A 26,986-nucleotide genomic window follows, 5' to 3' on the forward strand; every position below is an offset into this window, starting at 1 on the left:
GACATGGGGATGCTCCTTAAAAAAGGAGTATAAGATCATACTTTTAAGTCAAGGTAAAGTTCGTGATCTTGCCCTGGGCTTTTATCTTGCTTATTAATAGCAATTGATAGAGTGAACAAAAAAGCAAAAACAAAAAGCCATGTAATAAGTATTCCAAAATATTCATTAATTGAATTTAATTGCCAAAATAGACCCTCCATTCTATTCAACCTTTTTATGAATGCTTTTTGTACTGCCAAATAAATAACGTTTTAATGCAACCAAACCTAAAAAGTCTTTATTAATTAGGAGAGCTAAAAGCATTGTTAAATCAGAAATTATTTGCCCGATTACATACAAGGCCCAAAACCACCAGTAGTCTAAATTTCCTAAAACAATACTGTCGTAGTGCATTCCAAAAAAAACAAATGCGTTAAAGCTAAGTCCAACTAAAAGATAATAAAAGGCTATAGGGAGGCTTTTACTAAAATAGCTCCGCCATATAATCAGAAAAAATATAGTTACGATATCAAATATGAAAAGGGTCAAATGAGGTGTGTTGCTAAAGGGATCCATAAAAATACTTGAGGTGTAAGATACCACCATAGTGAATGCAAGCTGTGTGCAGCTTTTGTCATACTTGTTAATGCTAATAGACAAATTATATAAAAAAGCAATAACAAAAGACCATGTAATAAAAATAATTATATAGTCGTATAAACCAGCCAGCCTCCATAGAAAGTCAGGCATGGCGTGACCTGTTAAATTTTTCAGTTAAAAATTTAGTAAACTTAACTAAACCTAAAAAATCTTTGTTAAAAAAGAGAATAGTTACCATTGTGAGATCGACTAAATTGATAACTATTAAATAAAAATTCCAAAGCCACCAATAATCAACATTATCTAGTACATAAATATCATAGTGCATAAAAAGGTGCAGGGTTGAATTTATAGTCAAACCAGTTAGAAGATATATATAGGCAACATCCCTTTTTAGAAATCGCCTTAGAAGTGTAAGAGCTATAATAGTTAAAATATCAAAACATAAAAAATCAAGATAAGTTACCGTATTCATATTTGTAAATATACTAAATGAATATGAAACACTCATAACCAAAGACAAATACACTTTTTCTTTATTAGGCTTATTAATCGAATGAGCAAGGGAATACAAAAAGGCCATAAGGAATCCCCATTGTACAAATGCACCTATGTACAAAGAAACTGTTGGGCTAATTAAAAGTTCATTCAATATTTTTCAACTTTTTAAAGTTCAATGCAGCACCCCCTTTTAAAAATGGTATTTTTATTGAATACTAGTGAAAGAATCATTAAAACATCGAACATATTTCCGCCAATAGAATAAACACTCCAATACCACCAAGGCTCATAGTTATATAAAACGTATAGGTCATAATATATTACGAGGGTGAGTACAGCATTTATTGTTAACGAAATTATGATTAAGTGAAAAGCTACAGAACGTTGGAGTACTTTGAAGCACTGTAAAGTTAACAAAGCTAAAATTGTAATGAAATCGTAGAGTGCCCAGCTTAAATATAAATTTTCTAATAAATCTATGTAGCCACTAAAAATATATGAGCAGAGCATAAGCGCAGATAAATAAACAGGAGACTTACTTTCCTTATTTATATTAATAGCTAAACAGCATAAGAAAGCCATTAAAAAGACCCCTTTGGGAGAAAGCTCCTACATAATCCGTTAAGGCTTCAGTAACGTACATATTAAACTAGGTTAATTTGTGGGTATCGTTTGATTTGAAGTAACTGAGGGTTTTGTTCTTTAACTTATGAAGACCTAGGAAGTCTCTATCAACAATTAATGCGACTATCATAATTAAGTCCATTAAATTAACTGCGTATGTATAAACATCCCAAAAAAACCATCGTTCCATATTTCCGAATATATACATATCTAAATACATACAAAAAAAGAAAATCGAATTTATAGACAATCCAACAATTAAATACAAAAAAGAAGGTGTTGTTTTTTCGGTTATTTTATATATGCATATTAACGCTAAAATAGTAGAAATATCATACAAAGCCCAATCCAAGTATATTGAGTTTTTAATAGAAAGCCATGTATAGAAGTAGTCAGATAAGGTATAAGATATCATCATAATAAATGAACTGAGCAGAAGAGTTGTACCTCTTTTTAAATCTAATGAGTATACAAACACATTAAAAAAGAAAGTCATCAGAAATCCCCACATCGTAAAAGCAGACAGTGAGAACAACCCAAAAAGCTCAGTTAGAATCATTTAAAACCTTAAATTATTACTTTGGTCTGACAGGCATTACACTGCCCCCGCCACGTTGTAAGCTATCACTACTTGCTGCAGCAATAGCCTCTTGAGAAATGCTTACTGTATCAGATTGCAGGGTTTTAGGGCTAGCAGTTTGTTCCATTGCAGGCTTTAATTGTTGTGTTTTATTATATGCTTGCATTTGTACTTGGTTATTCGCTGAAATTTGCATGTTATTAATCCTTATAAAATTATAGTTTGCGCAACTTTTATCACGCTATTATATAGGTAAACATGTTACCTGTTTTAATCTAGGTAGCCATTTTTGCCACCCACCTATAATAAAGCAACCTGTATGCCAACTTTATTTGACACTTTAAAAAATGCAACAGATCAAACCAGTTTGTTTTAGATATAAAAAAACGCACAGGGATAACCGTACGTTTTTTGTATCCAGGGAGTTTAAGCCACGTATTTACACGGGATCTCCACACTTTTACTTGGCTTTAAAATAAATTCCATAGCAACTTCATCGCAATTTTCTTTACGAAGACAAAGCTCACAATCTTTCATTACTTTTTCTGGCAAACTGTCTTTAGTGCAAAAGGTAAAGCGCTGCTTTTCGAAAAAGTCAGGCACACGCGTTAGTACAATAACTCTATTCAACGCCAGTTTTTTAGCTTTAATTAACAAATGCTCAACGAGTTGCCGCCCCTGCCCAGTAACAACGCTTTGAGGATCAATACCTAAAGAGCGAATTTCAGCAAGACCTGTATCATATATATACAGCGAGGCACAGCCCGATACCTTACCGTTAATTTCAGTGACCGCAAATTCATTTATAGAATGCACCATGTCACTTTTAGCTCTAGGTAGATTTTCGCCAACTGTAGCCCAATGCTGAATGAGCTTAGCTATAGATTCAACGTCATCTAGATTTGCATCACGAACCGTTATTTGCTGTTTTTTTTTGGCTTCTTTAATTGCACCAGTTACTTGCTCAATCGATGTGCCGCCAAGAGCTTGGCGCGCTTTTATACACGCATCAATTTCTAATACCGGGTATACATCGTCTTCAAAAACATCATTAACTGATTTGTATTGCTCAAGCGAAAGCTCTTCTAGCGTTTTATTTTCGCTAATAGCAAGCTGAACAAGGACGCCTACAATGTGGTGCCCCTCTCTAAAAGGTACGCCTCTTGCGACGAGATAATCAGCAAGCTCTGTTGCATTAGCATGACCGCCTTTAGCAGCAGCAAGTGTACGATCTCCTCTGACCTTAACGTCCTTAATACAAGCTTGTGCCATATGAATACACGCAAGCCATGTTGGCATAGCGTCAAATATACCTTCTTTATCTTCTTGCATGTCTTTGTTGTAAGCAAGAGGGAGTGCTTTTAAGGTCATCATCATCGCACTAAACGCGCCAAATACACGACCCGTTTTACCACGGATAAGTTCTAATGCATCAGGGTTCTTTTTCTGTGGCATAAGCGATGAGCCCGATGTCACGTTATCTGCAAGCTCTATAAAACCAGCTTCACCCGAGTTATAAAATATTAAATCTTCTGACATACGCGATAAGTGAATCATCGAAATCGATGCACAGCTTAATAACTCTACAACAAAATCGCGATCAGAGACGCCATCAAGACTATTTTTAGTCGCACCAGTAAAACCCAAACCTTGCGCAAGTGCTTGACGATCAATTGGGTAAGCAGTACCGGCTAATGCACCACTTCCTAGTGGGCAAAAATTCATGCGCGCTTTCGCGTCTTGCAAGCGACTTTCATCACGCTCTAGCATTTCTACGTAAGCCATACACCAGTGGCTAAATAATACTGGCTGTGCTCGCTGTAAATGAGTATAACCGGGCAATATAGTACCAAGTTCACGCTCAGCTAAAGATACAAACTCGCCTTTAAGTTGCTCAATTGCTTTTAAAATATGCTCAGCGGTATCACGGCACCATAATCTAAAGTCTGTTGCGACTTGATCATTACGGCTTCGGCCTGTATGTAATTTTTTAGCTAAATCACCTACTTTTTCGATTAATGCAGCTTCAACATGCGAGTGAATATCCTCTGCGCCCGATGTAGCTACAGCGAGTGGATCAGCTTTTACTTCTTCAAGTAACTCATACAATGCTGCAACGAGTTCTTTGTGCTCATCACTCGATAACACATTAACTTGCTCAAGTGCGCCAGCCCATGCCACAGAGCCGATAATATCTTGCTCTGCTAACTGATAATCGAAGGGAAGAGAGTCGTTAAATTGCTTAAACGCCTCATCTGGACCCGTAGAAAAACGTCCGCCCCATAATGCCATGAAATATCTCCAAACCCTGTATTGCCCCTTTTACAGGGGCGTAATAATTTACTTTTTAGCGAGTGCTGAAATTCTGCTTGAAAGCGAGAATAAACGAATAAAGCCTTCAGCGTGTGATTGGTCATACACATCATCTTCACCAAATGTGGCAAATGCTTCGCTATATAAACTATTTGGCGACTGCTTTTGAACCGCAGTTACTTGACCTTTATATAATTTAAGTACGACTTCACCTGTTGCCACTTTAGAAAGCGCTTCTGCACCGGCTAAAATAGAATCTTTAAGTGGTGTAAACCAGCGGCCGTCATATACTAAATGCGAAAATTCACCACCCAGCACTTCTTTCCATTTACGGCTTGCTTTATCAAGCACTAGCTCGTCAATTGCTTGAAGTGCTGCCATGATAACTGTACCGCCGGGCGTTTCGTAGCAACCGCGTGACTTCATGCCTACCAAACGGTTTTCTACAATATCAACACGACCAACACCATGAGGTGATGCAATATCGTTTAATTTAACTAAACAGTCATATGGTTTAAGTTCTTCGCCATTTACAGCAACCACTTCGCCTTCAACAACTTTTAAAGTTACGAGTTCTGATTTATCTGGTGCTTGCTCTGGAGAATTAGTCCATGTCCATACTTGCTCAGTTGGTTGACACCATGGGTCTTCAAGCTCGCCACCTTCGTGTGAAATATGCCATGCGTTAGCATCACGGCTGTAAATTTTTGTCGCTGATGCTGAGCACGGAATGTCACGATCCGCCAAGTAATCAAGTAATGACTCACGGCTCGATAAGTCCCACTCACGCCATGGCGCAATTACTTTTAAATCAGGTGCGAGTGCTGCAAAGCATGATTCAAAACGAACTTGGTCATTACCTTTACCAGTACAACCATGAGAAAGTGCATCAGCGCCTACTTTACGCGCTATTTCAACTTGCGCTTTAGCTATAATTGGGCGCGCCATAGAGGTACCTAATAAATAAGTGCCTTCATAAATTGAGCCCGTTTTAAGTGTTGGGTAAATGTAATCACTTACCATTTCATCTTTTAAGTCAACTACATAACATTCAGATGCACCAGAGGCAATTGCTTTAGCTTCTACGCCTTCAAGTTCTTCTGCCCCTTGACCTACATCTGCTACAAACGCAACAACTTCACAACCATAGTTTTCTTTTAACCATGGCACAATAGCCGATGTATCAAGACCACCTGAATAGGCTAAAACGACTTTTTTAATTGAACTCATAGGTGTTCCTTAACAAAATTTGGATTTAATAATGTAACTAGCAGAGCATTTTGCGCGTGCATACGATTCTCTGCTTGTTGAATAATTTTAGATGCTGGACCATCCATTACCTCTGAGGTAATTTCAAATTCACGGTGCGCCGGTTGGCAGTGTAATACCGTCGTAGCACCGGTTTGATCTAGCAATGCCTGATTTAGCTGATATGGCATATACTTGGCTTTAACTTGCTCAATTGGTGTTGTATTACCCATTGATACCCAAGTATCTGCGTAAACAACATTTGCGCCAACAGCAGCTTCAACTCTGTCGCTCACCATAACTGATGCACCGTTCATTGCTGCAATCTGCTCTGCTTTTTTAAGTATTTGTGAATCTGGTGAGCACCCTTTTGGTGTTACAGCTACAAAATCTGTACCTAGTGTAGCTGCTAACAACATCAATGAATGAGTTACGTTATTACCTTCACCTAAGTAAGCAACTTTAAGCTCACTTACATCTCCATGTACTTCTTGAAGCGTTAAAAAATCAGCGAGTGCTTGGCACGGGTGATACAAATCACACAAACTATTAACCACCGGTACCGATGAATATTCACCTAATGTAGTTAGCGTACTGTGTTGATTAACACGCGCTACAATCCCGTCAGCCCATGTTGAAATATTAAGAGCGAAATCTTTAATTGATTCGCGTGCACCCATAGCGCCATTTTGCTGATCTAAATAAACCGCGTGACCACCAAGACGATTAATACCTATATCAAATGATAAACGCGTACGTAAACTTTGTTTTTCAAATAACGTTACAACCGATTTACCAGCTAATACTTGGCTGTATTTCTCTGGTTTTACTTTAATGTCTTGCGCTAACTTTAGTAAATTAAGTGCGCCTTCTTGGTCTAATTCTAAACCGGTTAAAAAATTCTTAAACATAATAAACCTATGGTGTAATTTTAGTTCCGACATGCTTGCCTTCAAGCAAGTCAGTTAAATTTTCTGGCTTTTGCCAGCTGGAAATATACACACCGCGTCGTAAATGTTGGGCAGCGTGAAGGCTGGTCTTAACTTTGACCTCCATCCCGCCCACAATTACTCCTTCATCTATTAAAGTATCAATGTGTTTTGTGTCAAGTTGATGTAAGGGCTGCTTATTTGCGTCAAGCACCGCTTCTACATCAGTCATAAAAATAAGTTCTGCGTTTAAATTACTAGCAATAGCCGCTGCAGCTTCATCAGCATTTACGTTATACCAAAGGCCTTGCTCATCAAAACCGATAGAGCTAACGATCGGTAGCCTGCCAATTTTAAGTAAATCGTTAATAATAGAATCATCGTTACTTGTACATTTACCTACTAAACAAAGTGCTTTTAACTTTTGAGTAGCAGTAACACCCGCTTCATACAAACTTAACCCAACCGGTTTATGCCCTGCACTAATAGCCTGAGTCATTAATTGTTTATTGGCACAACCTGCTAGTGCACCTACGATGTAAGGCATTTGCTCTGCAGGGCTGATACGCAAACCTTGGTGCTTAGCACTGGCAAAACCAGCTTCTTTTAGCCAAGTATCAACAAGTGCACCGCCACCGTGTACAATTACAAACTGAGCATTTTGTTGCTCATTAAGTACATCAAACAATGCTTTAGCCGCGTTTTCTGTATTAAGTACAGCACCACCTAGTTTAATAACCCACGTTTTTTTACTCATTTAAAACGCTCCTTTTAAGCCCGTGGTATGCTCTAAATTCATTGATAGATTAATACACTGTAAAGCTTGACCTGCAGCGCCTTTTAATAAATTATCTATTGCTGCAATAACAATTAATTGCGATCCTTGCTGCTGCCAACCAATATCAACATAAGGTTGCTTAGCTACACCTTTTATTGATGGGATTTTATCGCCTAATAAACGAATAAGTGGCTCATCGGCAAGTACCTGATACGCTTGTGTTACTTGCTCACTTGTTACCTCAGGCTTTAACTGCACATAAATAGTTTCTAAAATACCACGAGGAAAATTGCCTAAGTGCGGCGTAAATAAGACTTGGTGACCAAGATGTTGCTCAATTTCAGGACCGTGGCGATGATTAAACAAACCATAAGGTGCAAGCGACACTTCACAAAAATGCGTTCCTACACTGGCTTTACGCCCTGCGCCGGTAACTCCCGATACCGCATTAATAATAATACTCTGTTCGCTTAATAAACCGGCTTGTTGCAAAGGCTTTAATGCATTTAGTGCGGCCGTTGGGTAGCATCCAGCAACAGCGACTAACCGTGCATTGGCAATAGCTTCGCCATTCCACTCAGCTAAACCATAAGCAGCTTTATTTAATAGCTCAGGATGTTGGTGCTCAAAACCATAATATGTAACGTAATCATCATTGCTTGCAAGGCGATAGCCACCAGATAAATCAAATACCTTTTTACCCATTGCTAAAAAACGCGGTGCTAAATCAACACTCACTTTATGGTCTGTACATAAGCACACATAGTCAGCACTAGTTTGAATGTAATCAAAAGCTGATTCACCAAGAGGGAGTAATGGTAAGTCGAGCAAGCCTAGATGTTCAGGATATAAATCACTTAGCAATTTATTTTTATCTAAGCTGCCTTCTGATACATAACAACCCGCTAAAGTTAAGTTTGGGTGTTTAGCAACTAAACTTGCTAACTCTGCGCCGCTGTAACCGCTTGCGCCAATAATCACTACATTCATTTGTTACTCGTTATCTTAAAATTAGTTGTTACTTGTCTATCTTGTTCGCTTAAACTAGCCTTGGCGCTAATTTAGCCTTTTATTAATGAATTTTGATTATCGTCGCATTGTTTTCATAACGTTACTTTAATATATTTATGCTTAAAAAGTGAATTGATATTCATCATAAATACTTTTATATTGTTATGCAATTAAATTGAATACTTATTTTGGATTTTTTTATGCCTTTGCCATCGTTTATTTCTATGTATCAACAATTGATTGCAGCTCCGTCTATCAGTGCAATTGAAGATAGTCAGTGTATGAGTAATAAAAGCGTAATTGAACTACTTGCGAGGTGGTGCGAAACACTTGGCTTTACATGTGAAATCATTGAATTAGAAGGAGGTAAAGGTCGCTATAACTTATTAGCTAAACGTGGCAAAGGAGATGGTGGATTAATGCTCGCGGGCCACACCGATACTGTCCCGTTTGATGATAGTCGCTGGAATCATAATCCGTTTAAACTTACCGAACTCGACAATAAATTATATGGGCTCGGTAGCATTGATATGAAAGGTTTTTTTGCGTTTGTATTACAAGCGATTAGTGAACTTGATGAAAAGCAGCAAACCCAGCCTATCTTAATACTCGCCACTGCCGACGAAGAAACCACAATGGCAGGTGCACAGCAAATATGTAAGCACCCAAATTTAAAACCTGCGCGATGTATAATTGGTGAACCTACTGATATGACACCGGTATTTACACATAAAGGACATATGAGTACAGCGATTAGAGTAATTGGACGCTCAGGTCATAGCTCTGATCCCGAACGTGGTCTCAACGCCATAGAAATCATGCATAAAGTGACTTCAAAATTATTGTTCTTAAAAGAGCAGTTAAAGCATAAGTATTCATTAAGCCACTTTGAAATACCTTACCCAACATTAAATTTTGGTAATATTCATGGCGGCGACAACGCTAACCGAATTTGTGCTTGCTGCGAAATGCATATAGATATGCGCCCATTACCAGGTTTGAGTGTAAAAGAGTTACAAGCATTAATACTTGATGCAACGAAAGAGATAAATCAACAATACCCCAATGCGGTCAGCGTAATTGATTTACACGAGCCAATACCAGCCTTTACTGGCAACACCGACAGTGCTTTAGTGATATTAGCTGAAAAAATAGCAGGGCAAAAAGCAATAGCTGTTAATTACTGTACTGAAGCACCTTTTATTCAGCAATTAGGGTGTGAAACAATCGTTATGGGGCCGGGCTCAATAAATCAAGCCCATCAGCCTGATGAGTTTTTAGCAATGGAAAAAATAAAACCGTCACAAAAAATTATCAGTAACATTATTAAAGCCAGCTGTTTTAATATCAATTAACTTAATTAAGTGCCCTATTTTGAGATAAAAAAATCTTATCGATGACAACAGAAAATAATTATTTAGAGCAACTAGATACAAAATTTTTTGCCTAGTTCTAGCGTAATTTCCTTAACGTTAAATAGACCCTATATTTAAGCAGATTGGTATTACTCCTGTGTTCATACAGTTGTAAATAAGAAATTAGCGTTAGGTTTAATCCCTCAAGTTTATTAAGTAACCAAGTAAAAAAAAGACGCAATTAAGCGTCTTCTTGTTTTAAATTACACCCTATTAGCTACATATACTTACTGAGGTACTTTTTAAATACAGGATCTGTTTTAGCTAGTTCTTTTTGCTCGGCTAAAATATCTTTTAAAATAGCGCCTGATGTAAGTGGGTTTGCAAGGACCACTCTAAATACAACAGTAGGTTGATTATCGTATTTAGATGGCGTTAGGCGTGTACGTGATACAAACGAGCGACCAGACTCCCGCTGACGCTTTTGCATACTCGCAGTAAAACGATTAAGTGATGCAAAAATGTCTAAACGTGTTGTTGCATCAGCATCTTTTATTGCCTGCTTAATCTGTTTAGGTACATAACGATACGTTAGTAAACACAGCTCAGGCTCTGAAATAAGTTCGAAATCTTCATCTGCTTTAATTAAACCAGCAAAATAATGTGCTTTTTTTATACTACGATCGATTAACATCTCGTAGCCTTTACGACCAATAACACGTAAGCAAGCATGTACTAACATCGCCATACCTGGGCGACTACCTTCAAGCGTGTGACTACCTAAGTCTTTTGAACCTTTACGTAATATATACTCAGCATGGTGCTCTATTGCATCAGTTGCAGCGGGGTCTTTAAATAAAACTAAACCAGCGCCCATGGGTACATACATTTGTTTATGTGCATCAATGGTAATTGAATCTGCTCGCTCAATTCCTTTTAGTAAAGGACGATGCGTGTTTGATAAAAGCGTCGCTCCTCCCCATGCAGCATCTACATGAAAATGGCAGTTAATATCTTGTGCCAAATCGGCCATTTCGTCCAGTGGGTCAATATTCCCGGTTTCGGTTGTACCCGCCACCCCAATAATGGCCATTACTTTAATGCCTTGCGCTTCAAGCTCACGTGCTTTTTCGCGCATCGCTATTACATCGACTTTATTATTTTCGCAAGTTTTAATACCAATTAGGTTATCGCGACCAATACCGAGTAAATCAACCGATTTACCTAATGAATAATGTCCACGTTCTGATATTAATACCGCTAAACCTTTATAGCCATAATGCAGCATACCGGCAATTAAGCCTTGTGCGCCTATACCTCTAAAATCGCCATCCGGTTTTAATAAACGGTTTCGCGCAATCCAAAGCGCAGTAATATTAGCAACCGTACCACCAGAGCAAAATGCACCTAATGAGGTTTTAGCACTGTGCATCCATTTAGAATAAAATAAATCTTCTTGCCCATAAGCTAGATGATGCATCATCCCAAGTACTTGACGTTCAAGAGGCGTAAACGCTTTAGATGTTTCTATTTTTACTAGATTTTGATTTAGCCCTACCATCAGTTTTGACAGCGGTAATAAAAAATGCGGCAAAGCAGAGGTCATGTGACCAATAAAGCTAGGCGCAGCTGTATGCACAGAATGCGCAACAAGTTGCTCCATAATGTCTTGGGCATAAGCAGATACAAACGTTGGATCTTCTGGGATCACTGCCGATTGAAAGTCTTTTTCTATTTCATGTAATGGTTTTTCAATTGCCGCAATATTTTCGTTTAAGAAACCTGCTAAATTACTCGAAATTTCAAGCTCGATTTTGCTTAAAGTTGAGTCTGGCGCTTCAGGTACAGTAAATATACGCTTAAGGCTTTCTTTAGAGGCGACGGCACAACGCTTTTGATCCATCTCAATACCTAGTGTGTGTGTAGCTAAAACACGTGTTTGTCTATGAAACACGCCAAATTAAGGCGTTATTTTAAGTAACAGTGTTTTTAATTAATTGCGCTAACTTTACTGCAATATAACTAAAATGTCTCGCTTAAAGCCATAAAAGCAGACAAAGACATGACAAAAAAGTGATAATTTAATTAATATTTAAGCCTTGCCAATAAATAAGAATTAATTATTGGGCATTTATATATTTTGCGTATAATAAAAAAATAACAAAAAAGGGACGCACATGCTAAAAGGAAGAGTAAGGGTAAGTTGGTTAATGGCGGGTTTTAGCCTATTTTTAATCAGTTTACTTACCTACGTTTATTATACTTACCAAACAACACGCGCAGATATAATGCACTCTGTTGATACGCGCTTACTTAACGCAGCCACCAGTGTTAAGCATATACTCGGCGATACATACCTAAATAAAGTTAATCAGGGAAAAACGATTAGTTTTTCTGATTATCAAAAAAAGAGTAAGCAACTTTCTGACTTTGCCCAAGCACTCAACATTGCTTATGTATACGCGATGGTACTTCAAGATAACAAAGTCTACTTTAGTGCATCGAGTTATACAAAAGAAGACCAAAGCAATGGCAAAGTAACCCAGTTTTTAGATCTTTACCCTGAAGCCACTAAGGCGAACATTAGTGCTTTTTATTCGACAGAGCCTGTATTTGAAATATCAGCAGATCAATGGGGACATTTTAAAACTATTTTTATCCCTTATGTTGATAGCACTAATGGTAAAACCTACATAACAGGTGCTGATATCACCATTTATGATTTAAACCAAAAACTTAAAGAAAGTGTATCAAAAGCGGCCGCTATGGCGAGCTTCTTTTTCTTTATCGCGATACTTGTTGCAACTATTTATATTTACTTACTCAAACGATCTTTAGCAACAGACTCCAGTACGGGCTTTGCAAATCATATAGCACTTGAATACTTCCTAAAGCAAAGTAATGCGCACCATATGCAATTAGCTGTTATTTGGATTAACGAAATTGAAGACATAAATAGCTTTTATGGCACTGAAGTGGGCGATAAAGTAATGAAGAACTTGCTCATGCATTTTAAAAGTCGCTGCTCTGCTCGTTGTCATATTTATCGCTTAGCGACCAATAAACTGGTATTACTTGCACCAAAAGAAATTCCGTACGATGAGTTTAACGACTTAATCGAAACCTACAACTTTAATACCCCACTATTAACCGACCCGTTTATTTATATTACGTTGTGTGCCGGTATAGCCAGCGGTAACAAATCTTTGTTATTAGAAAATGCCCATATTGCGGCACTGCAAGCCAAACAAGGTCGCCATACCGTTGTTAATTACTCAAAAGCACTTCACGATGTAAAAGTGCAATATCAATACAATGTAGAAATGGCTAAAGAGGTTCGTGAAGCATTTGATAACAACCGTATTGTCCCTTACTTTCAACCTATTATTGATATAAACACTAAACGCGTAGTGCAGTATGAATGTTTAGCGCGCATGGTTACAGCAAGTGGTGAAATACTCAAGCCAGAGGCTTTTTTAAATGTAGTTACTCGTTCAAGAATGGATGGCTTGTTAACTCGTACTATATTCTCACAATGTATTAGCCGCTTTAGAAAAACAGATATTTGCTGGAGCTTAAATATAACCGCGCAAGATATGCTTGATCCTAGTTTGAGCGAATTTATAGCCGACGAATTAAAACGTTATCCACACCCGAGTAACATCACCTTAGAATTATTAGAAACACAAGCTATAGCTAATTTTTCAGAGGTAAAAGCATTCATAGGAATGGTTAAAACAAAGGGTGTAAAAGTAATCATTGATGATTTTGGCAGTGGTTATTCAAATATTTCTAACGTACTAAAACTTGAAGTCGATGGTATTAAGCTAGATGGGGCCTTAATAAAACAAATTGTTAACGATAAAGATATCTATTTGTTTATTGAACACATAGCAAGCTTTGCAAACCAACTTGGCTTACAACTCACAGCCGGTTCAGTAGAAAATGCAACCATAGTGACCGCACTGAAAAAAGCGAATGTGACGCTGATGCAAGGTATTTATTTTGCTCCCCCAGCGCCACATGTTAATTCTCAAAGTAATGAAGAATTAATGAGCTAAATTGGTCATCACATTAGGTTAAATTAATAATGAGTCGGTGGCTTTGCTGGCCACTGGCCCAATATTTGCGTTCAAAAGGCGTAATTGCATCGTCTGACTCATAAAGCGTTACATCGCAAGGGTTACCTGTTAATTCAAGTGCCCTAGCAAACTCCTTAACGTAAATATCCCAATTGCTGCGCACTTCTAATTGACCACCTAACTTAACAATAAATGGAAAAATAGCCGCGCCATGCCAGCGTCTACGAATATGCTTAGACTTAGGCCATGGATTTGGATACAACAAGTAATGGTGCGTAGGTTGCCAATTAGCAGCAACCGCTAAACGCCAAAAATCATTTAAATCAGCTTGAACTAAAATATATTGCCCGCTGTCGGTTTGCTTGTACTCAACATCGTGCTTATCTAATCTGTGTGATGACTTATCAATACCAATGACAAGTGCATCAGGATGGCGCTTAGCTAAGTTAGCTGAGCTTTCACCCACGCCACAGCACGAGTCTAAAATAAGCGGGCCATTAAAGGCCTGTACTTTAGCGTTTACTTCATCAAATGCGGCCTGAGTATGCGCTGCAATCGGTTTTTTAAACTCAGCCTCTAAGTGCTTATTTACTATTTCATCAAGCTTTTCGTGAATACCCGCTTGATTAGATACAATACTACGTGAATTTGCATCACTCATTAGTGTCTTAGCCCCACACCTTTTTTAATTAATGTAAGCGCTAATGTAAATAACGCTGTTATAAATACTAAAATAACCCCAAGCGCCACGCTTAAATCGACATCCGACACGCCTAAAAAGCCATAACGAAATGCGTTAACCATGTAAATTATAGGATTGATTTGTGATACATTTTGCCAAAATTCAGGCAATAACGATATAGAATAAAACACCCCTCCTAAGTAGGTTAATGGCGTTAGTATGAAGGTGGGGATAATGCTTATATCGTCAAAGCTATTTGCATAAATTGCATTAATTAAACCACCTAAAGCAAATACAGCCGAGGTTAAAATAACGGTCGCCATAATTACAAAAATATTATGAATTTGAATATCAACAAATAACAACGACACACAGGTAACTATAAAGCCCACCATAATACCGCGCGTCATACCACCGCCCATATAACCAAGCACGATAATGTAGTTAGGCACAGGTGCAACTAAAAGCTCTTCAATGCTTTTTTGAAACTTTGTTGAATAAAAACTAGAGGCTACATTGGAATAGGAATTAGTAATAACCGACATCATTATAAGACCAGGTACAATAAACTCCATGTAGCTAAAGCCACCCATATCGCCAATCCGTGAACCAATCAAGTTACCAAAAATAACAAAATATAAGCTCATCGTAATTGCCGGTGGTACTAAGGTTTGCACCCAAATACGTAAAAAACGAATGCACTCTTTAATCCATAAACTCTTTAAGGCTACGCCATATTTAAACATTTATTCGCCCCGCCCTTGCTCTAATAATCCTACAAATAATTCTTCTAGTCTGTTCGCTTTATTTCGCATACTCAAAACAGTATTACCTTGAGTTGTTAATGCACTAAATACCGCATTTAACCCCTGAGATTTAGCGACTTCAACTTCAACAGTGTGATCGTCCGTCATGGTAAATTTATAGCCTTCAAGCGTGACAGGGTTTGCAGGCATTTTTAAATCTAAAATAAAGGTTTCTTTATCAAGCTTTGCAAGCAACGCTTTAATTGTGGTGTTTTCAACAATTCGGCCATTATCGATTATGGCGATGTTTTTACACAGTAACTCAGCTTCTTCAAGGTAGTGTGTGGTTAAAATAATCGTTACGCCTTGCTCATTTATTTGGCGTAAAAAATCCCACATTGAACGGCGAAGTTCTATGTCTACACCTGCTGTTGGTTCATCAAGTATAAGCAGTTTTGGCTCGTGCATAAGTGCGCGGGCAATCATTAAACGGCGTTTCATACCGCCTGAAAGCGTACGCGCTTGTTTGTCTTTTTTCTCTAACAAACCAAGCTGCGCTAGGTATTTATCGGCGCGCTTGTGGGCTTCGCCGCGTGGCACACCATAATAACCGGCTTGGTTAACCAGTATTTGGCTAAGAGTTTCAAACTGGCTGAAGTTAAACTCTTGCGGCACGAGTCCTAAATGCGCTTTTGCAGCTTCTAGCTCGGTATCAATATCACAACCGAATACCTCTACTTTGCCTTTTGTTTTATTAACAAGTGACGAAATAACACCAATAGTAGTTGATTTACCTGCTCCGTTTGGACCAAGTAAAGCGAAAAAATCGCCCTCTTCAACTTGTAAATCAACGCCTTTAATAGCCTCAACACCATTTTTATAAACCTTGGTAAGGCCTTTTATATTTAAAGCAATATTTTGCTTATTCATTATTTACCCTCACCATAACCCCAACGTTTTGTTAGGTTATGTTCAATGTTTAAATGATCTAAAATTCTCGCCACCATAAAATCAACTAAGTCTTCAATACTTTGTGGCTTATGATAAAAACCAGGCGCTGCTGGCATAATTGTCACCCCTAAACGAGATAACTTAAGCATGTTTTCTAAATGAATTTCGTTGAATGGTGTTTCGCGAGGCACTAAAATGAGCTGTCCGCGTTCTTTAATTACCACATCAGCGGCGCGTTCTAATAAATTATCTGACGCCCCCACTGCAATTGCAGAAACCGACCCAGCACTACACGGACATACCACCATTTTTTTAGGTGCAGCTGAGCCCGAAGCCACAGGGCTAAACCAGTTATCTTTACCGTATACTTTTAGCTGCTCAGGTTTGGCATTAAACAGCGTACTTAACTGCTCAGTGGCTTTATCTTCATTACCAGAGAGCTTGATGTTTGATTCTGTATCAAGCACCACTCGCGCAGCACTTGAGATAAGTACGTAAACTTGAAATTGCTGCTCAAGCAATACTTCAAGTAACCTAAGCCCATAAGGCGCACCCGATGCACCACTAAAAGCGAGCGTAATTTTATCTTTAAATTGCACGTTATTCTCCGCTGTATTTAGCTGCTAAACCATTAACAAGGTGTTGATGAAGGCCATTAAAACCGCCATTGCTCATAATTAAAATGTGTTGATTAGGCTCAATATTTTCAAGCACTGCATCAATAATTGTTTGTGTACTGTTAAAGCACTGCATACCCGCTTTATCTGCTTGTTCTTTTAGCGACCAATTTAGATTCTCTGGTTCAAAAAGTAGTACCTCGTCAGCATCACGCAGTGAATCTAATAATGTATGTTGGTGTACGCCCATTTTCATGGTGTTTGAGCGCGGCTCTAAAATAGCGATAATTTTTTCATCGCCTACTTTTGCGCGCAAGCCCGCAAGCGTTGTTTTAATTGCCGTTGGGTGATGCGCAAAGTCGTCATACACTTTAATATTATTTATATCAGCCTTAAGCTCCATACGCCTTTTAGGGCTAATAAATTCTCCTAACGCATCAATACTATGATCAATGGCTATACCCACATGGCGCGCAGCAGCTATAGCCATTATCGCATTTTTAACATTATGCTCGCCTATTGCTTGCCAGCGAACAACTCCCTGCTTTTCGCCATTAAGTAATACATTAAACTCACTACCATCGGCTTTTATTAGCTCATAATTCCAATCAACACCGAGCGTTTCGCTTTCGCTCCAAAGCCCTTGTGCTATTACGTCATTAAGCGCTACGTCTTGCTTTGGCCAAATTACCTTGCCGCTTTGGGGTAATGTACGCATTAAGTGATGAAATTGTTTTTTTATTGCGTTTAAATCTTCAAAAATATCAGCATGATCAAATTCAAGGTTATTTAAAATAAGCGTACGTGGGAGGTAATGCACAAACTTACTGCGCTTATCAAAAAAAGCAGTGTCGTATTCATCGGCTTCAATAACAAAAAATGGCGTTTCGCCCACTTTCGCTGATATACCAAAGTTTTGTACTATGCCGCCAATTAAAAACCCAGGCTTTAAGCCAGCGTATTCTAATACCCATGCCAACATACTCGCTGTGGTTGTTTTTCCATGGGTCCCTGCTACAGCAAGCACCCATGAGTTTTGCAATAAATTATGTTTAAGCCATTCAGGACCTGAAGTATAAGGCAGACCTTTATCAAGGACATATTCAACACACGGGTTACCACGGCTCATTGCATTACCAATAACCACCATATCAGGCTTTGGATCTAATTGAGATACGTCATAGCCTTGGGTTAATTCAATACCAAGATCTTCAAGTTGCGTACTCATTGGCGGGTAAACGTTTTGATCAGAGCCGGTTACTTTATGACCCAACGATTTAGCTATGGCTGCAATACCACCCATAAACGTGCCACAAATGCCCAAAATATGTATATGCATATACTTTCCTTAAATCGCGTGACCACTTTACAGTAATGTAAAGTTTAATGGCGCTATAATGCCAAAATTAGTGCTGAGTTACCATTGCGAGTAAGCATTTCACTCATGCCAAAAAACAACACTTTAATAACAAAAAAGCCTTCTTAAGTTAGAAGGCTTTTTTGTTCGTCGGTGGTTAACTACATTGTCAAAAATACAATCAAGCCAACACCTAGTAATAAGCGGTATATTACAAACGGCAGCATACCCATTCGCTCTATCACTTTCAAAAACATAAATATACATGCATAAGCTGATAGGAACGATAACCCCACACCTAGTAATAACGTGTTCCAATCTACAACATGATCGCCTAGCGCAAGCTCTACTGTGTAATATAGCCCCATCATAGAAATAATAGGAATTGCCAGTAAAAACGAAAAACGCGCTGCGCTTTGCTTATTCATTCCAAGCATTAAACCAGCAGTCATGGTAATACCTGAGCGAGAAGTTCCCGGGATCATTGCAACAGCTTGTGCAAAACCGATGAGAAGCGCTGTTTTCCAATTAAGTTGGTAAATAGTTTTAATTTGCTTACCTTTTGCATCGGCGTACCAAAGGAGTAAACCAAATACAATGGTCGTTGTGGCAATAACCCATGCACTGCGTAAATACAATTCAACTAAGTCTTTTAGCAGTAAGCCTAAAATAGCCGCTGGAACAGTGCCTAAAATAATCCACCAGCCTAACTTACTATCATCTGTAGTACCTTGTGCGCCAAATGATTTAAACCACCCAGTAAGTATATCGGCCACCTCTTTACGAAAATAAATAACGACCGCAATTAAAGTCCCAACGTGAACAGCGACATCAAATGCAAGTCCCTGATCTTCCCAGCCTAAAACTTGCGATGGTAGAATTAAATGCGCTGAACTCGATATAGGTAGAAACTCAGTAAACCCCTGAATGAGGGCTAAAATAATTATTTCAATAATACTCATGGGTTAGAAAACTCCACCTTCCATAATTTTTGTTGAGGGTTATTATACGCACTCCATAACTGGGCAATTGTTTGTTTAGCTACAGGGTGATAAAAATCAGGAGCAACCTCGCTCAGAGGCTGTAATACAAATGCATTTTTAGTTATTTCGTCACGGGGCAGTTGTGCAGGGCTTTGGCAAATTACATCGTCGTAAAACAGTAAATCTAAATCCAGTGTCCGAGGGCTAAATTTTTTGTCACTGGCAGTACGGCCATTATCACGTTCTATTTGCTTTAATAGAGCGCATACATCAGCCAATGCCATGCTTGTTGTCGCTGCAACCACCGAGTTATAAAAATTATTACCAGCAAACCCCACCGCTTCACTCTCAAAAACAGACGAGTGAATAATTTTTTTAAAGTGGCGCTCAAGTGCGATTAATGCAGATTGCATGTAATGTACTTTATTTATATTTGACCCAAGGCTGATATAAATCTGCGCCATTTACTTACTTACCTTAGCGCGTGTAATTTCAACACCTACAGTTTGCGCTTGCGCCACTGCTGCGGGTTTACTTACTTTAATTGTTACTTGTGGAGTATTAAATTCAGTCAAAATAATTTGCGCTAATTGTTCTACTAATGTTTCGAGTAATTCAACTGGTTTAGCAGTGCAGTGCTCAATAACTCGCTCACTTACTTTTGAGTAATCAAGTGCTAAATTAATATCGTCATTCGCAGCTGCGGGTTTAATATCACTCAGCATTTCAATATCAAAATAAAGGCTCTGTTTACTTTCTTTTTCAAAGTCGTACACTCCAATAATGGTGTCGACGTGCAATTGAGATATAAATACCTTGTCCATTGATACTCCAAATAACCAAAACGACTGAACTTGTTATATAAAGCATCAAAAAAATTAATGCTGTATATGCTTTAATCAGTGTTTAAATATGTAAAAAATCCTTCTACAATAACAAAATAGCTAGGTTAGCTAGTAATGAAAGAAGCATAATAATTTTTACGATAAATTTTGCCGCCAATAATAGCCCAAAAGCAATACCAATTGCATTAAATGTGGTTGGTATAACAATAAAAAAGTAAGGAAGCGTGTGTTAGCCATTTTGATATTTGTTTTAGCTTATTTACTCGGGTCAATTTCATCGGCCATATTGGTGTCACGACTATTCTCCCTTCCAGATCCTCGAAGCCATGGTTCTAACAACCCTGGCGCAACTAATGTTTATAGATTGGGAGGTGCATTACCTGCTTGCTTAGTGTTAATTTTTGATATTTTAAAAGGGACGATTCCGGTCTGGGGCGCTTATTTTTTAAAGTTTGAGCCATTTGAGTTAGGTTTGATTGCAGTTGCTGCGTGTTTAGGACATATGTATCCACTGTTTTTTAGTTTCAGAGGCGGTAAAGCAGTCGCTACAGCATTTGGGTCATTGTTACCTATTGGTTTATCGCTGGCGGGTTTACTTATTTTTACGTGGTTAGTTATTATTGCAGTTACACGTTATTCATCACTTGCAGCATTGGTTACTGTCTCTTTAGCACCTTTGTATACTTGGCTAATAAAACCACTTTATACATTACCAGTCGCTTTTATTACGATCTTAATTATTTTTCGTCATCGCACTAATATTATTAGATTATTTAGTGGCGATGAACCAAAAGTGGGCACTAAAAAAACACCCACAGATGAAAATTAAAACATTTAATATATCGAGTATCAAATAGCTTCCAAGCTATCTATTGGCCAACGCGGTTTTGTTTTCATATCAAGCGTGGCAAATTGCCCTGCTTTTAAACGCTGCATACCCGCATAAGCAATCATTGCTCCATTGTCGGTACAAAACTCAGTACGAGGATAAAAAACCTCGCCTTTCATGCCCTTCATAACGCGCTCAAGCTGTAAACGAAGCTGTGTATTTGCACTTACTCCGCCTGCAATGACTAAACGTTTAATACCGGTTTGTTTAAGTGCTCGCTTACATTTAATAACAAGCGTATCAATAACTGCAGTTTGAAATGCATGCGCTATATCGGCTTTAGTTTGTTCGTCATCATCATTTTCACGAATAGTGATTGATGCAGCTGTTTTTAAACCACTAAAACTAAAATCAAGGCCTGGCTTATCAGTCATCGGACGAGGAAATACAAAGCGTTTAGCAACACCTTGTTCAGCCATTTTAGCTAAGCGCGGACCACCGGGGTAATCAAGACCAAGCAACTTAGCCGTTTTATCAAAAGCCTCACCTGCAGCATCATCAACCGACTCACCTAGTACTTCGTATTGTCCAATACCTGCTACTTTAACCATCATGGTATGACCGCCAGATACTAATAAAGCAATAAACGGAAACTCAGGGATATTTTCCTCAAGCATAGGGGCAAGTAAATGCCCTTCCATGTGATGAACCGCTACCGCAGGAATATCCCACCCGTATGCTAGAGAGCGGCCAATGGAGGTACCTACAAGTAGTGCGCCAACCAAGCCAGGTCCTGCAGTATAAGCAATACCATCTAAATCTTCGGGGCCACAACCAGCTTGCGCAAAAGCAGCATCTATAAGCGGTAGCGTTTTACGAACATGATCGCGTGATGCAAGCTCCGGCACTACACCGCCATAATCAGCGTGTACTTTTACTTGGCTATATAATTGATGAGCTAACAAGCCTTTTTCATCATCGTATATTGCTATACCCGTTTCATCACACGACGATTCAATGCCTAAAATTCGCACAGTATTTCTCCAGCCTTTTTAAATTATTACTAAACTATTTTTATAACGAAAGACCAATATTTGTTTGGCCATCTTCAAGGGCAAACTTTTTAAGTGCCTTTACGCTATCGGAGGTAATACGCCCCATATTCTCTACAAAATCAATTAGCTCACCCAATACTTCAATCTCGTATTGCATTAATGGATGCTCTCTAACGGCGGTATTATCTGCGATTTCACCTTCAACTGTCATTTGGTATTCAATAAAACGCGCAACGGTCGCTTGCGATATTTTGCTTACACTAATGAACTCTTGCTCGTCTTGCGCCATTAAACCGTGCATTAAGCTAAGTAACGACGTTGCTGCATCAATAGCTGGATACGTACCAAACATATCAAAATCAGCAAGTTCAGGAACATTTGGCTCTATTTTTTCAACTTGTTTCTCGAGATCTATTTTACTTTTAGGTAGTAATATTTTTTCCCAACAAACATTAAGCGAATTTCGTAATAAGGTTTCGTCACCAAACCCTGTTGCTTCGCTAAATAAACCGTAATTTGGCAGCATTCGCTCAATTAAAGCACTCGCTAAAACGGCTTTTTGTAAATAGTTTAGCTCTCTAATACGCTGAAAATTATTTGCTTTAGTCATTCTTTGATGTCTCACATGACCAACAAAAATCAAATGTTGATCCATTATGCTCATTACAGTTAGGGCATACCCAATCTGGAGCGGATTGTTTTACTTGTTGATAGTTTACCAATATTTGTCGCGCATGGCGCTCTTTTATCGCATAAACCTGCACGCTAACTTGGGTTTGATCAAATGGGATTTCTCCCATTGCGCCTTGCAACATCTCTCCTTTAATTTGGCATTCAATACCACTTGTTTGTATTAAACCTTTAAGAATATTAGCTTCAAGGGTATTTTCGGCATTATAAATTGTTACCCATTGAAAAGAGCCTACAGTTTCGTTTGTATTATTAGTATTTTGCAATTTCCACCTCGTTTATTTTATGTATACAATATCTTGCGTTACGCTGTACAAATTAAAGCTAGTAATACCACTTAAGGATACATTATGACACTCACCACTCCAGGTTTACTTTTTCCTGCAATATCATTGTTATTACTTGCCTACACAAACCGATTTTTAGTATTAGCACAATTAATTCGGGAACTAAATGCACGAGAAGGAGAGTCAATTCGCCCCGTTGTCGTCGCGCAAATAACAAACTTGAGAAAGCGTATTAAGCTAATTAGAACTATGCAAGTATATGGTGTGGCATCATTTTTATTATGCACTTTATCCATGTTTGCACTATTTATTGAATTTAATACAGCGGGCATTATTTTATTTGGTGTTAGCTTAACTTGCTTAAGTTTATCGTTATTAACCTCTTTATTTGAAATCCACATATCATGTGATGCTATTGAAATAGAACTCCAAAGCATAGAAAACAAACCATTAAGCAACCGTGTTAATCGTAACTTTGTTAAATAAAAAGCTGATATGTGTCAATGTTCATTCAACTATTCGTAAATTGTGCTTAATCAATACCCTATTATGTGGCATACTTTTTTCTTAATTTAGAATGTTCGTCTTTACTAGAATATATAAAAAATTGATTACAAAGCCTTTTTTATGATTTACTTATCCCTAAAAAGGATACTAGGTAAGTAATAAATCATGAGTTTCAAGGCTAAAGGATAATACTTTTTAACAATTTACCTCTTTGATAAATATTAAAAGGGGGATATCCTGACCAAAATTTGTCATAAATTTGCAAACGCATTTAGATATTAAATTTTACTATTTTGTTTAGCTAAAAATTAATATAATTGATGTTCGCGGCATCCGCGACTTACTTATAAAAAGGGACTATAAAGTGAGATTTGAACAATTAGAACAATTTGTAGCACTCGGCATACTACGCCATTTCAGACAAGCAGCAGAACAAACCCAAATCAGCACCTCCGCACTTACGCGAAGTATTCAAACACTTGAGGATGAAATGGGATACGAACTAGTTAAACGTTCAACTCGTTCTGTAAAGCTAACTCAGCAAGGTGAGCTATTCCTTGATTACGCAAAAAACACTTTATCTGAGCTAGAGCTTACTAAAAAGCTTATTTTTCAATCCGTAAGTGGAAAAACAGGTGAGAAATTAATTATTGGTTACACCAATAAAGCAAGTAATGTTGTACCTATTTCTTGCGGGCAATTTTTAGCACAGTACCCACATGTAAAAATAGAAATGCAACTGCAAGAAGAACACGAACTGAGCCGAAAGCTTCAACTAGGTGAAATTGATATTAGCGTATATTCACAAGCGATTAATAGTATTGGCAGTGATATACATTTACCAGATCAACTCATTTTATTCGTATCTAAAAATCACCCATTAGCTCAAAAAAATGACATTAGTAAGCACGACCTTGATAGCTTCCCGATGTATGGTTGCTTTTCGCAATCAAAACAAGTTCAAACAATGCTAAATGAAGCAATTGACTCTTTAAATAAGTCATCAAGCATTAAAGTGGGTAGTATTGAACAGGTCATAGCTGGTTTAGAAAAGTCAGACCACTTTGCTATTGCTAGCATAGAGCATACGAATGCTGTAGCAGAGCACTCTGAGTTAATTCAGCTAAAAACAAATAAGAGTTTAAGCCACGAACAGTTAGTCGTACAAACAAACAAACAGACAGCTGTTAATGAACATATAGATCAACTGTTATCTCTCATTAAAAAAGCCGCAACGACAATCAACTAACCTCGTTTTGTCTTGAGATAAGTGCGACACAAAGTGATAGCTTTTAACTTCTTTTGAGCTACACTGTCGCACCTTCAAAAAATGACCCACTTGAATGATTAACTTTTCAGCCGACGATACTTATTTAAATGATATCGAAGAGCTTGGCTACACTGTTATACCTAATGCTATAAATGAAGAGCTTATTATTGATTTAATGGCTGACTGTTATCGTATAAATCCTCAATTTAGCCTCGCTGGTATTGGCCGTTTAAATAATTTACAAATTGACGATACTATCCGCAAAGATAAGACCTTTTGGTTTGATGGTACCTCACAAGCGCAATTAACTTATCAAGCGACTATGGAAAGTATTCGTACAACGCTTAACCGTACTTTTTTCATGGGCTTATTTGACTATGAATGCCACTATGCAAAATATACTGAAGGTGATTTTTATAAAAAACACGTTGATGCTTTTAAAGGCCGCTCAAACAGAGTTTTTACCAGTGTGCTTTACCTAAATACTCCAGCACAAGGTGGTGAGCTTGTTGTCTACAAAACCAAAAGCAAAGAAATTGAAATAATAATAAAACCTCAAGCCGGTACATTGGTTTTATTTGAAAGTGAGCGTTTTGTACATGAGGTATTGCCAGCCATAGATAATCGTTATTCAATTGCTGGGTGGTTTAGAAAAAACGCATCTATCAGCGGCATTATTGATCCGCCTCGCTAAAAATGACTCAAACTAAATAGCCATTGGATACGAAAACAATAAACCTATAAAAATAGCTAATCCAACATAGTGATTATTTAAAAATGCTTTAAAACATGCCCCGCGCTCACGTTTGTGGATAAGTGTTTGCTGATAAAACAACAAACCAGCAGCGACACTTAATCCAACTCCAAATGCAGTTGATAGTTCATTAATAAAACCTATAAAAGCCACTATAACTACAAAGATCATATTAAGGAAAAAAATGATGTGACGATCGTATTCACCAAACAAAATAGCCGTCGATTTAACGCCTATTTTTAAATCATCATCTCTGTCTACCATTGCATACATTGTGTCGTAGGCTACCGTCCAGCAAATATTAGCAATAAATAATAACCAAGCCTGTAAAGGAAGTGCATTTATCGAGGCCATATAAGCCATCGGTATTGCCCAGCCAAATGCTGCCCCGAGTACAACTTGAGGTAACTGTGTGTAGCGCTTCATAAACGGATAACAAAAGGCTAATGCTAACGCCCCAAAAGAAAGTAAAATAGTATTAAAACTGAGTATCAACACTAAAATAAATGCTATGACTATTAATAGTAAAAACAAACTAAGTGCTTCACCACTGCTAACCAGCCCCGAAGCCAATGGACGCTGGGCGGTCCGCTTTACTGAGCCATCTATCTCTCTATCAGCAAAATCATTTATTACGCAACCTGCACTTCGCATGACAATAACACCAAGCGTAAATACAACAAAGTTGACTAAGCTAGGCATTCCATCATTAGCAAGCCATAAAGCCCAATAGGTTGGCCAAAGTAACAATAGTGTACCAATTGGTTTATCTACACGCATAAGTTGTATGTAGTAAGGGAGATGCTGTGACTTTAAGGTTGCTAGCTTCATGAGTAAAGGTACGCTCCAGGTAAAAACACTTCACAGACCAAAAAATTGTAATCTTTAAGCGAAAATACGCTACGTCGGCCTAACAACTTTTGTATTGGTAAGTTTAGTTGTAATGCTAATTGCTGTATCGGGTGCTCTGTATCAAAACGAGCGACTTCTATCTCTTTGCGCACGAGCTCTGGATTTTGAAAAATAACATCGCCTAATGGGCGATCCCCCATATTATGCAGAGGGTTTTTTGGTTGATTTGATAATTGATTATCTGGCAGCCAGCTTTGTGCATATACCATGGGAATATTATCGCACAATAAAAGTACTTCTCGGTTTAATGCCGTTGAGGCTTCGCAGCCAAGCAATGCTTTTTGCTCAAGTGTTAAATCAAAAATTTTTTCACTGAGCACTTTTACGCTAAATACTTGCGCCCTGCTTTTTAATTTAACTGTTAAGGAATGTGGCTCAAAAAGCCACTCACGTTCAGAGGATGATAAATCACTTACTTGTGATGTGCATTGCCAATTGACTAATAACGAAATAGGGAAAGTAATCACGATAACTCTATTAAATAAAATCCAACGCGATAAT

29 protein-coding genes are annotated in these 26,986 nt (G+C 38.0%); 6 read left to right on the forward strand and 23 right to left on the reverse strand.

The features are described 5' to 3' along the window. Positions 1-201 precede the first annotated feature (201 nt). The 9 genes from NRL14_RS17325 to argC form a co-directional block, all read right to left on the reverse strand. A complete protein-coding gene (locus NRL14_RS17325) occupies positions 202-729 on the reverse strand; it encodes a hypothetical protein (RefSeq protein ID WP_306725227.1) in 528 nt (175 codons plus the stop codon). Beyond that, positions 722-1,231 (reverse strand): hypothetical protein, encoded by a 510-nt coding sequence (locus NRL14_RS17330; protein WP_050484154.1) that lies wholly within the window; start codon positions 1,229-1,231, stop codon positions 722-724. Before NRL14_RS17330 ends, NRL14_RS17325 begins: the two co-directional genes overlap by 8 nt. Before the next feature lie 498 nt (positions 1,232-1,729). Next, positions 1,730-2,263 (reverse strand): hypothetical protein, encoded by a 534-nt coding sequence (locus NRL14_RS17335; protein WP_033015339.1) that lies wholly within the window; start codon positions 2,261-2,263, stop codon positions 1,730-1,732. Between the two features lie 16 nt (positions 2,264-2,279). After that, positions 2,280-2,480: a hypothetical protein gene (locus tag NRL14_RS17340; protein WP_007377842.1), complete on the reverse strand. Its 201-nt coding sequence runs from the start codon at positions 2,478-2,480 to the stop codon at positions 2,280-2,282. 230 nt (positions 2,481-2,710) lie between these two features. After that, complete coding sequence (gene argH, locus NRL14_RS17345) at positions 2,711-4,576, reverse strand: argininosuccinate lyase (RefSeq protein ID WP_306725228.1); 1,866 nt, start codon at positions 4,574-4,576, stop codon at positions 2,711-2,713. 48 nt (positions 4,577-4,624) lie between these two features. After that, the gene (locus NRL14_RS17350) at positions 4,625-5,827 is read right to left on the reverse strand and encodes an argininosuccinate synthase (RefSeq protein WP_033030930.1); all 1,203 of its coding nucleotides are present in this window, start codon (positions 5,825-5,827) and stop codon (positions 4,625-4,627) included. Continuing rightward, positions 5,824-6,756 (reverse strand): ornithine carbamoyltransferase, encoded by a 933-nt coding sequence (locus NRL14_RS17355; protein ID WP_007377845.1) that lies wholly within the window; start codon positions 6,754-6,756, stop codon positions 5,824-5,826. The genes NRL14_RS17350 and NRL14_RS17355 overlap by 4 nt, the downstream gene beginning before the upstream one ends. 7 nt (positions 6,757-6,763) lie before the next feature. Continuing rightward, on the reverse strand, positions 6,764-7,531 hold the full coding sequence (gene argB, locus NRL14_RS17360) for an acetylglutamate kinase (protein ID WP_007377846.1): 768 nt from the start codon (positions 7,529-7,531) through the stop codon (positions 6,764-6,766). Then, complete coding sequence (gene argC / locus NRL14_RS17365) at positions 7,532-8,542, reverse strand: N-acetyl-gamma-glutamyl-phosphate reductase (protein WP_007377847.1); 1,011 nt, start codon at positions 8,540-8,542, stop codon at positions 7,532-7,534. It abuts the gene before it with no gap. 221 nt (positions 8,543-8,763) lie between these two features. Between argC and argE the strand changes: the two genes are divergently transcribed. After that, positions 8,764-9,918 (forward strand): acetylornithine deacetylase, encoded by a 1,155-nt coding sequence (argE, locus tag NRL14_RS17370; protein ID WP_096792597.1) that lies wholly within the window; start codon positions 8,764-8,766, stop codon positions 9,916-9,918. Positions 9,919-10,195: 277 nt separating this feature from the next. Here the strand turns inward: argE and panP are convergent, their stop codons facing one another. Then, the gene (panP, locus tag NRL14_RS17375; RefSeq protein ID WP_306725229.1) at positions 10,196-11,821 is read right to left on the reverse strand and encodes a pyridoxal-dependent aspartate 1-decarboxylase PanP; all 1,626 of its coding nucleotides are present in this window, start codon (positions 11,819-11,821) and stop codon (positions 10,196-10,198) included. A gap of 274 nt (positions 11,822-12,095) precedes the next feature. On the opposite strand from panP, the gene NRL14_RS17380 reads away from it, so the two are divergent. Next, on the forward strand, positions 12,096-13,979 hold the full coding sequence (locus NRL14_RS17380; RefSeq protein WP_306725230.1) for a GGDEF domain-containing protein: 1,884 nt from the start codon (positions 12,096-12,098) through the stop codon (positions 13,977-13,979). Between the two features lie 13 nt (positions 13,980-13,992). Here NRL14_RS17380 and NRL14_RS17385 read toward each other — a convergent pair whose 3' ends face one another. The 8 genes from NRL14_RS17385 to folB all read right to left on the reverse strand — a co-directional run bounded on the left by NRL14_RS17385 (position 13,993) and on the right by folB (position 20,160). Continuing rightward, positions 13,993-14,661, reverse strand: a complete 669-nt coding sequence (locus NRL14_RS17385) for a tRNA (guanosine(46)-N(7))-methyltransferase TrmB (RefSeq protein WP_149606123.1) — start codon at positions 14,659-14,661, stop codon at positions 13,993-13,995. Then, the gene (locus NRL14_RS17390) at positions 14,661-15,428 is read right to left on the reverse strand and encodes an ABC transporter permease (RefSeq protein ID WP_007377852.1); all 768 of its coding nucleotides are present in this window, start codon (positions 15,426-15,428) and stop codon (positions 14,661-14,663) included. The genes NRL14_RS17385 and NRL14_RS17390 overlap by 1 nt, the downstream gene beginning before the upstream one ends. Then, positions 15,429-16,358 carry an ABC transporter ATP-binding protein gene (locus NRL14_RS17395; RefSeq protein ID WP_033030928.1) on the reverse strand — a complete coding sequence of 310 codons (930 nt, stop codon included), beginning with the start codon at positions 16,356-16,358 and terminating at the stop codon, positions 15,429-15,431. It abuts the gene before it with no gap. Beyond that, a complete protein-coding gene (locus NRL14_RS17400; protein WP_033030926.1) occupies positions 16,358-16,978 on the reverse strand; it encodes a flavin prenyltransferase UbiX in 621 nt (206 codons plus the stop codon). The genes NRL14_RS17395 and NRL14_RS17400 overlap by 1 nt, the downstream gene beginning before the upstream one ends. A gap of 1 nt (position 16,979) precedes the next feature. Further along, on the reverse strand, positions 16,980-18,335 hold the full coding sequence (gene mpl / locus NRL14_RS17405; RefSeq protein ID WP_008134879.1) for a UDP-N-acetylmuramate:L-alanyl-gamma-D-glutamyl-meso-diaminopimelate ligase: 1,356 nt from the start codon (positions 18,333-18,335) through the stop codon (positions 16,980-16,982). Positions 18,336-18,514: 179 nt separating this feature from the next. After that, positions 18,515-19,315 carry an undecaprenyl-diphosphate phosphatase gene (locus tag NRL14_RS17410; protein ID WP_007377856.1) on the reverse strand — a complete coding sequence of 267 codons (801 nt, stop codon included), beginning with the start codon at positions 19,313-19,315 and terminating at the stop codon, positions 18,515-18,517. Then, a complete protein-coding gene (gene folK / locus NRL14_RS17415) occupies positions 19,312-19,800 on the reverse strand; it encodes a 2-amino-4-hydroxy-6-hydroxymethyldihydropteridine diphosphokinase (protein ID WP_306725231.1) in 489 nt (162 codons plus the stop codon). The genes NRL14_RS17410 and folK overlap by 4 nt, the downstream gene beginning before the upstream one ends. Then, positions 19,801-20,160 (reverse strand): dihydroneopterin aldolase, encoded by a 360-nt coding sequence (folB, locus tag NRL14_RS17420; protein WP_008134884.1) that lies wholly within the window; start codon positions 20,158-20,160, stop codon positions 19,801-19,803. Between the two features lie 247 nt (positions 20,161-20,407). Between folB and plsY the strand changes: the two genes are divergently transcribed. Beyond that, positions 20,408-21,010 carry a glycerol-3-phosphate 1-O-acyltransferase PlsY gene (plsY, locus tag NRL14_RS17425; protein WP_008134886.1) on the forward strand — a complete coding sequence of 201 codons (603 nt, stop codon included), beginning with the start codon at positions 20,408-20,410 and terminating at the stop codon, positions 21,008-21,010. Between the two features lie 20 nt (positions 21,011-21,030). Here the strand turns inward: plsY and tsaD are convergent, their stop codons facing one another. Genes tsaD through NRL14_RS17440 form a run of 3 tightly spaced genes read right to left on the reverse strand, consistent with a single transcriptional unit; the run spans position 21,031 to position 23,021 of the window. Next, entirely contained in the window at positions 21,031-22,044 is a 1,014-nt protein-coding gene (gene tsaD, locus NRL14_RS17430) for a tRNA (adenosine(37)-N6)-threonylcarbamoyltransferase complex transferase subunit TsaD (RefSeq protein ID WP_007377860.1), read from the reverse strand. Between the two features lie 40 nt (positions 22,045-22,084). Further along, entirely contained in the window at positions 22,085-22,675 is a 591-nt protein-coding gene (locus tag NRL14_RS17435; protein ID WP_008134889.1) for a YjaG family protein, read from the reverse strand. Continuing rightward, positions 22,668-23,021 carry a DUF2007 domain-containing protein gene (locus NRL14_RS17440; RefSeq protein WP_306725232.1) on the reverse strand — a complete coding sequence of 118 codons (354 nt, stop codon included), beginning with the start codon at positions 23,019-23,021 and terminating at the stop codon, positions 22,668-22,670. The genes NRL14_RS17435 and NRL14_RS17440 overlap by 8 nt, the downstream gene beginning before the upstream one ends. Positions 23,022-23,105: 84 nt before the next feature. Here NRL14_RS17440 and NRL14_RS17445 point away from each other — a divergent pair, with 84 nt between their 5' ends. From NRL14_RS17445 to NRL14_RS17455, 3 genes are all read left to right on the forward strand, one after another. Then, positions 23,106-23,528, forward strand: a complete 423-nt coding sequence (locus NRL14_RS17445) for a DUF2721 domain-containing protein (protein ID WP_007377863.1) — start codon at positions 23,106-23,108, stop codon at positions 23,526-23,528. Between the two features lie 385 nt (positions 23,529-23,913). After that, entirely contained in the window at positions 23,914-24,798 is an 885-nt protein-coding gene (locus tag NRL14_RS17450; protein WP_033030912.1) for a LysR family transcriptional regulator, read from the forward strand. A gap of 94 nt (positions 24,799-24,892) precedes the next feature. Further along, positions 24,893-25,513, forward strand: a complete 621-nt coding sequence (locus NRL14_RS17455) for a 2OG-Fe(II) oxygenase (protein ID WP_007377865.1) — start codon at positions 24,893-24,895, stop codon at positions 25,511-25,513. A 12-nt stretch (positions 25,514-25,525) separates the two neighbouring features. Here the strand turns inward: NRL14_RS17455 and ubiA are convergent, their stop codons facing one another. Then, positions 25,526-26,404: a 4-hydroxybenzoate octaprenyltransferase gene (gene ubiA, locus NRL14_RS17460; protein ID WP_306725233.1), complete on the reverse strand. Its 879-nt coding sequence runs from the start codon at positions 26,402-26,404 to the stop codon at positions 25,526-25,528. Continuing rightward, the gene (locus tag NRL14_RS17465; protein ID WP_033030935.1) at positions 26,401-26,952 is read right to left on the reverse strand and encodes a chorismate lyase; all 552 of its coding nucleotides are present in this window, start codon (positions 26,950-26,952) and stop codon (positions 26,401-26,403) included. Before NRL14_RS17465 ends, ubiA begins: the two co-directional genes overlap by 4 nt. Positions 26,953-26,986 lie beyond the last annotated feature (34 nt).

Source organism: Pseudoalteromonas sp. 20-92, from assembly GCF_030847595.1.
Classification (GTDB): Bacteria; Pseudomonadota; Gammaproteobacteria; order Enterobacterales; family Alteromonadaceae; genus Pseudoalteromonas; species Pseudoalteromonas fuliginea.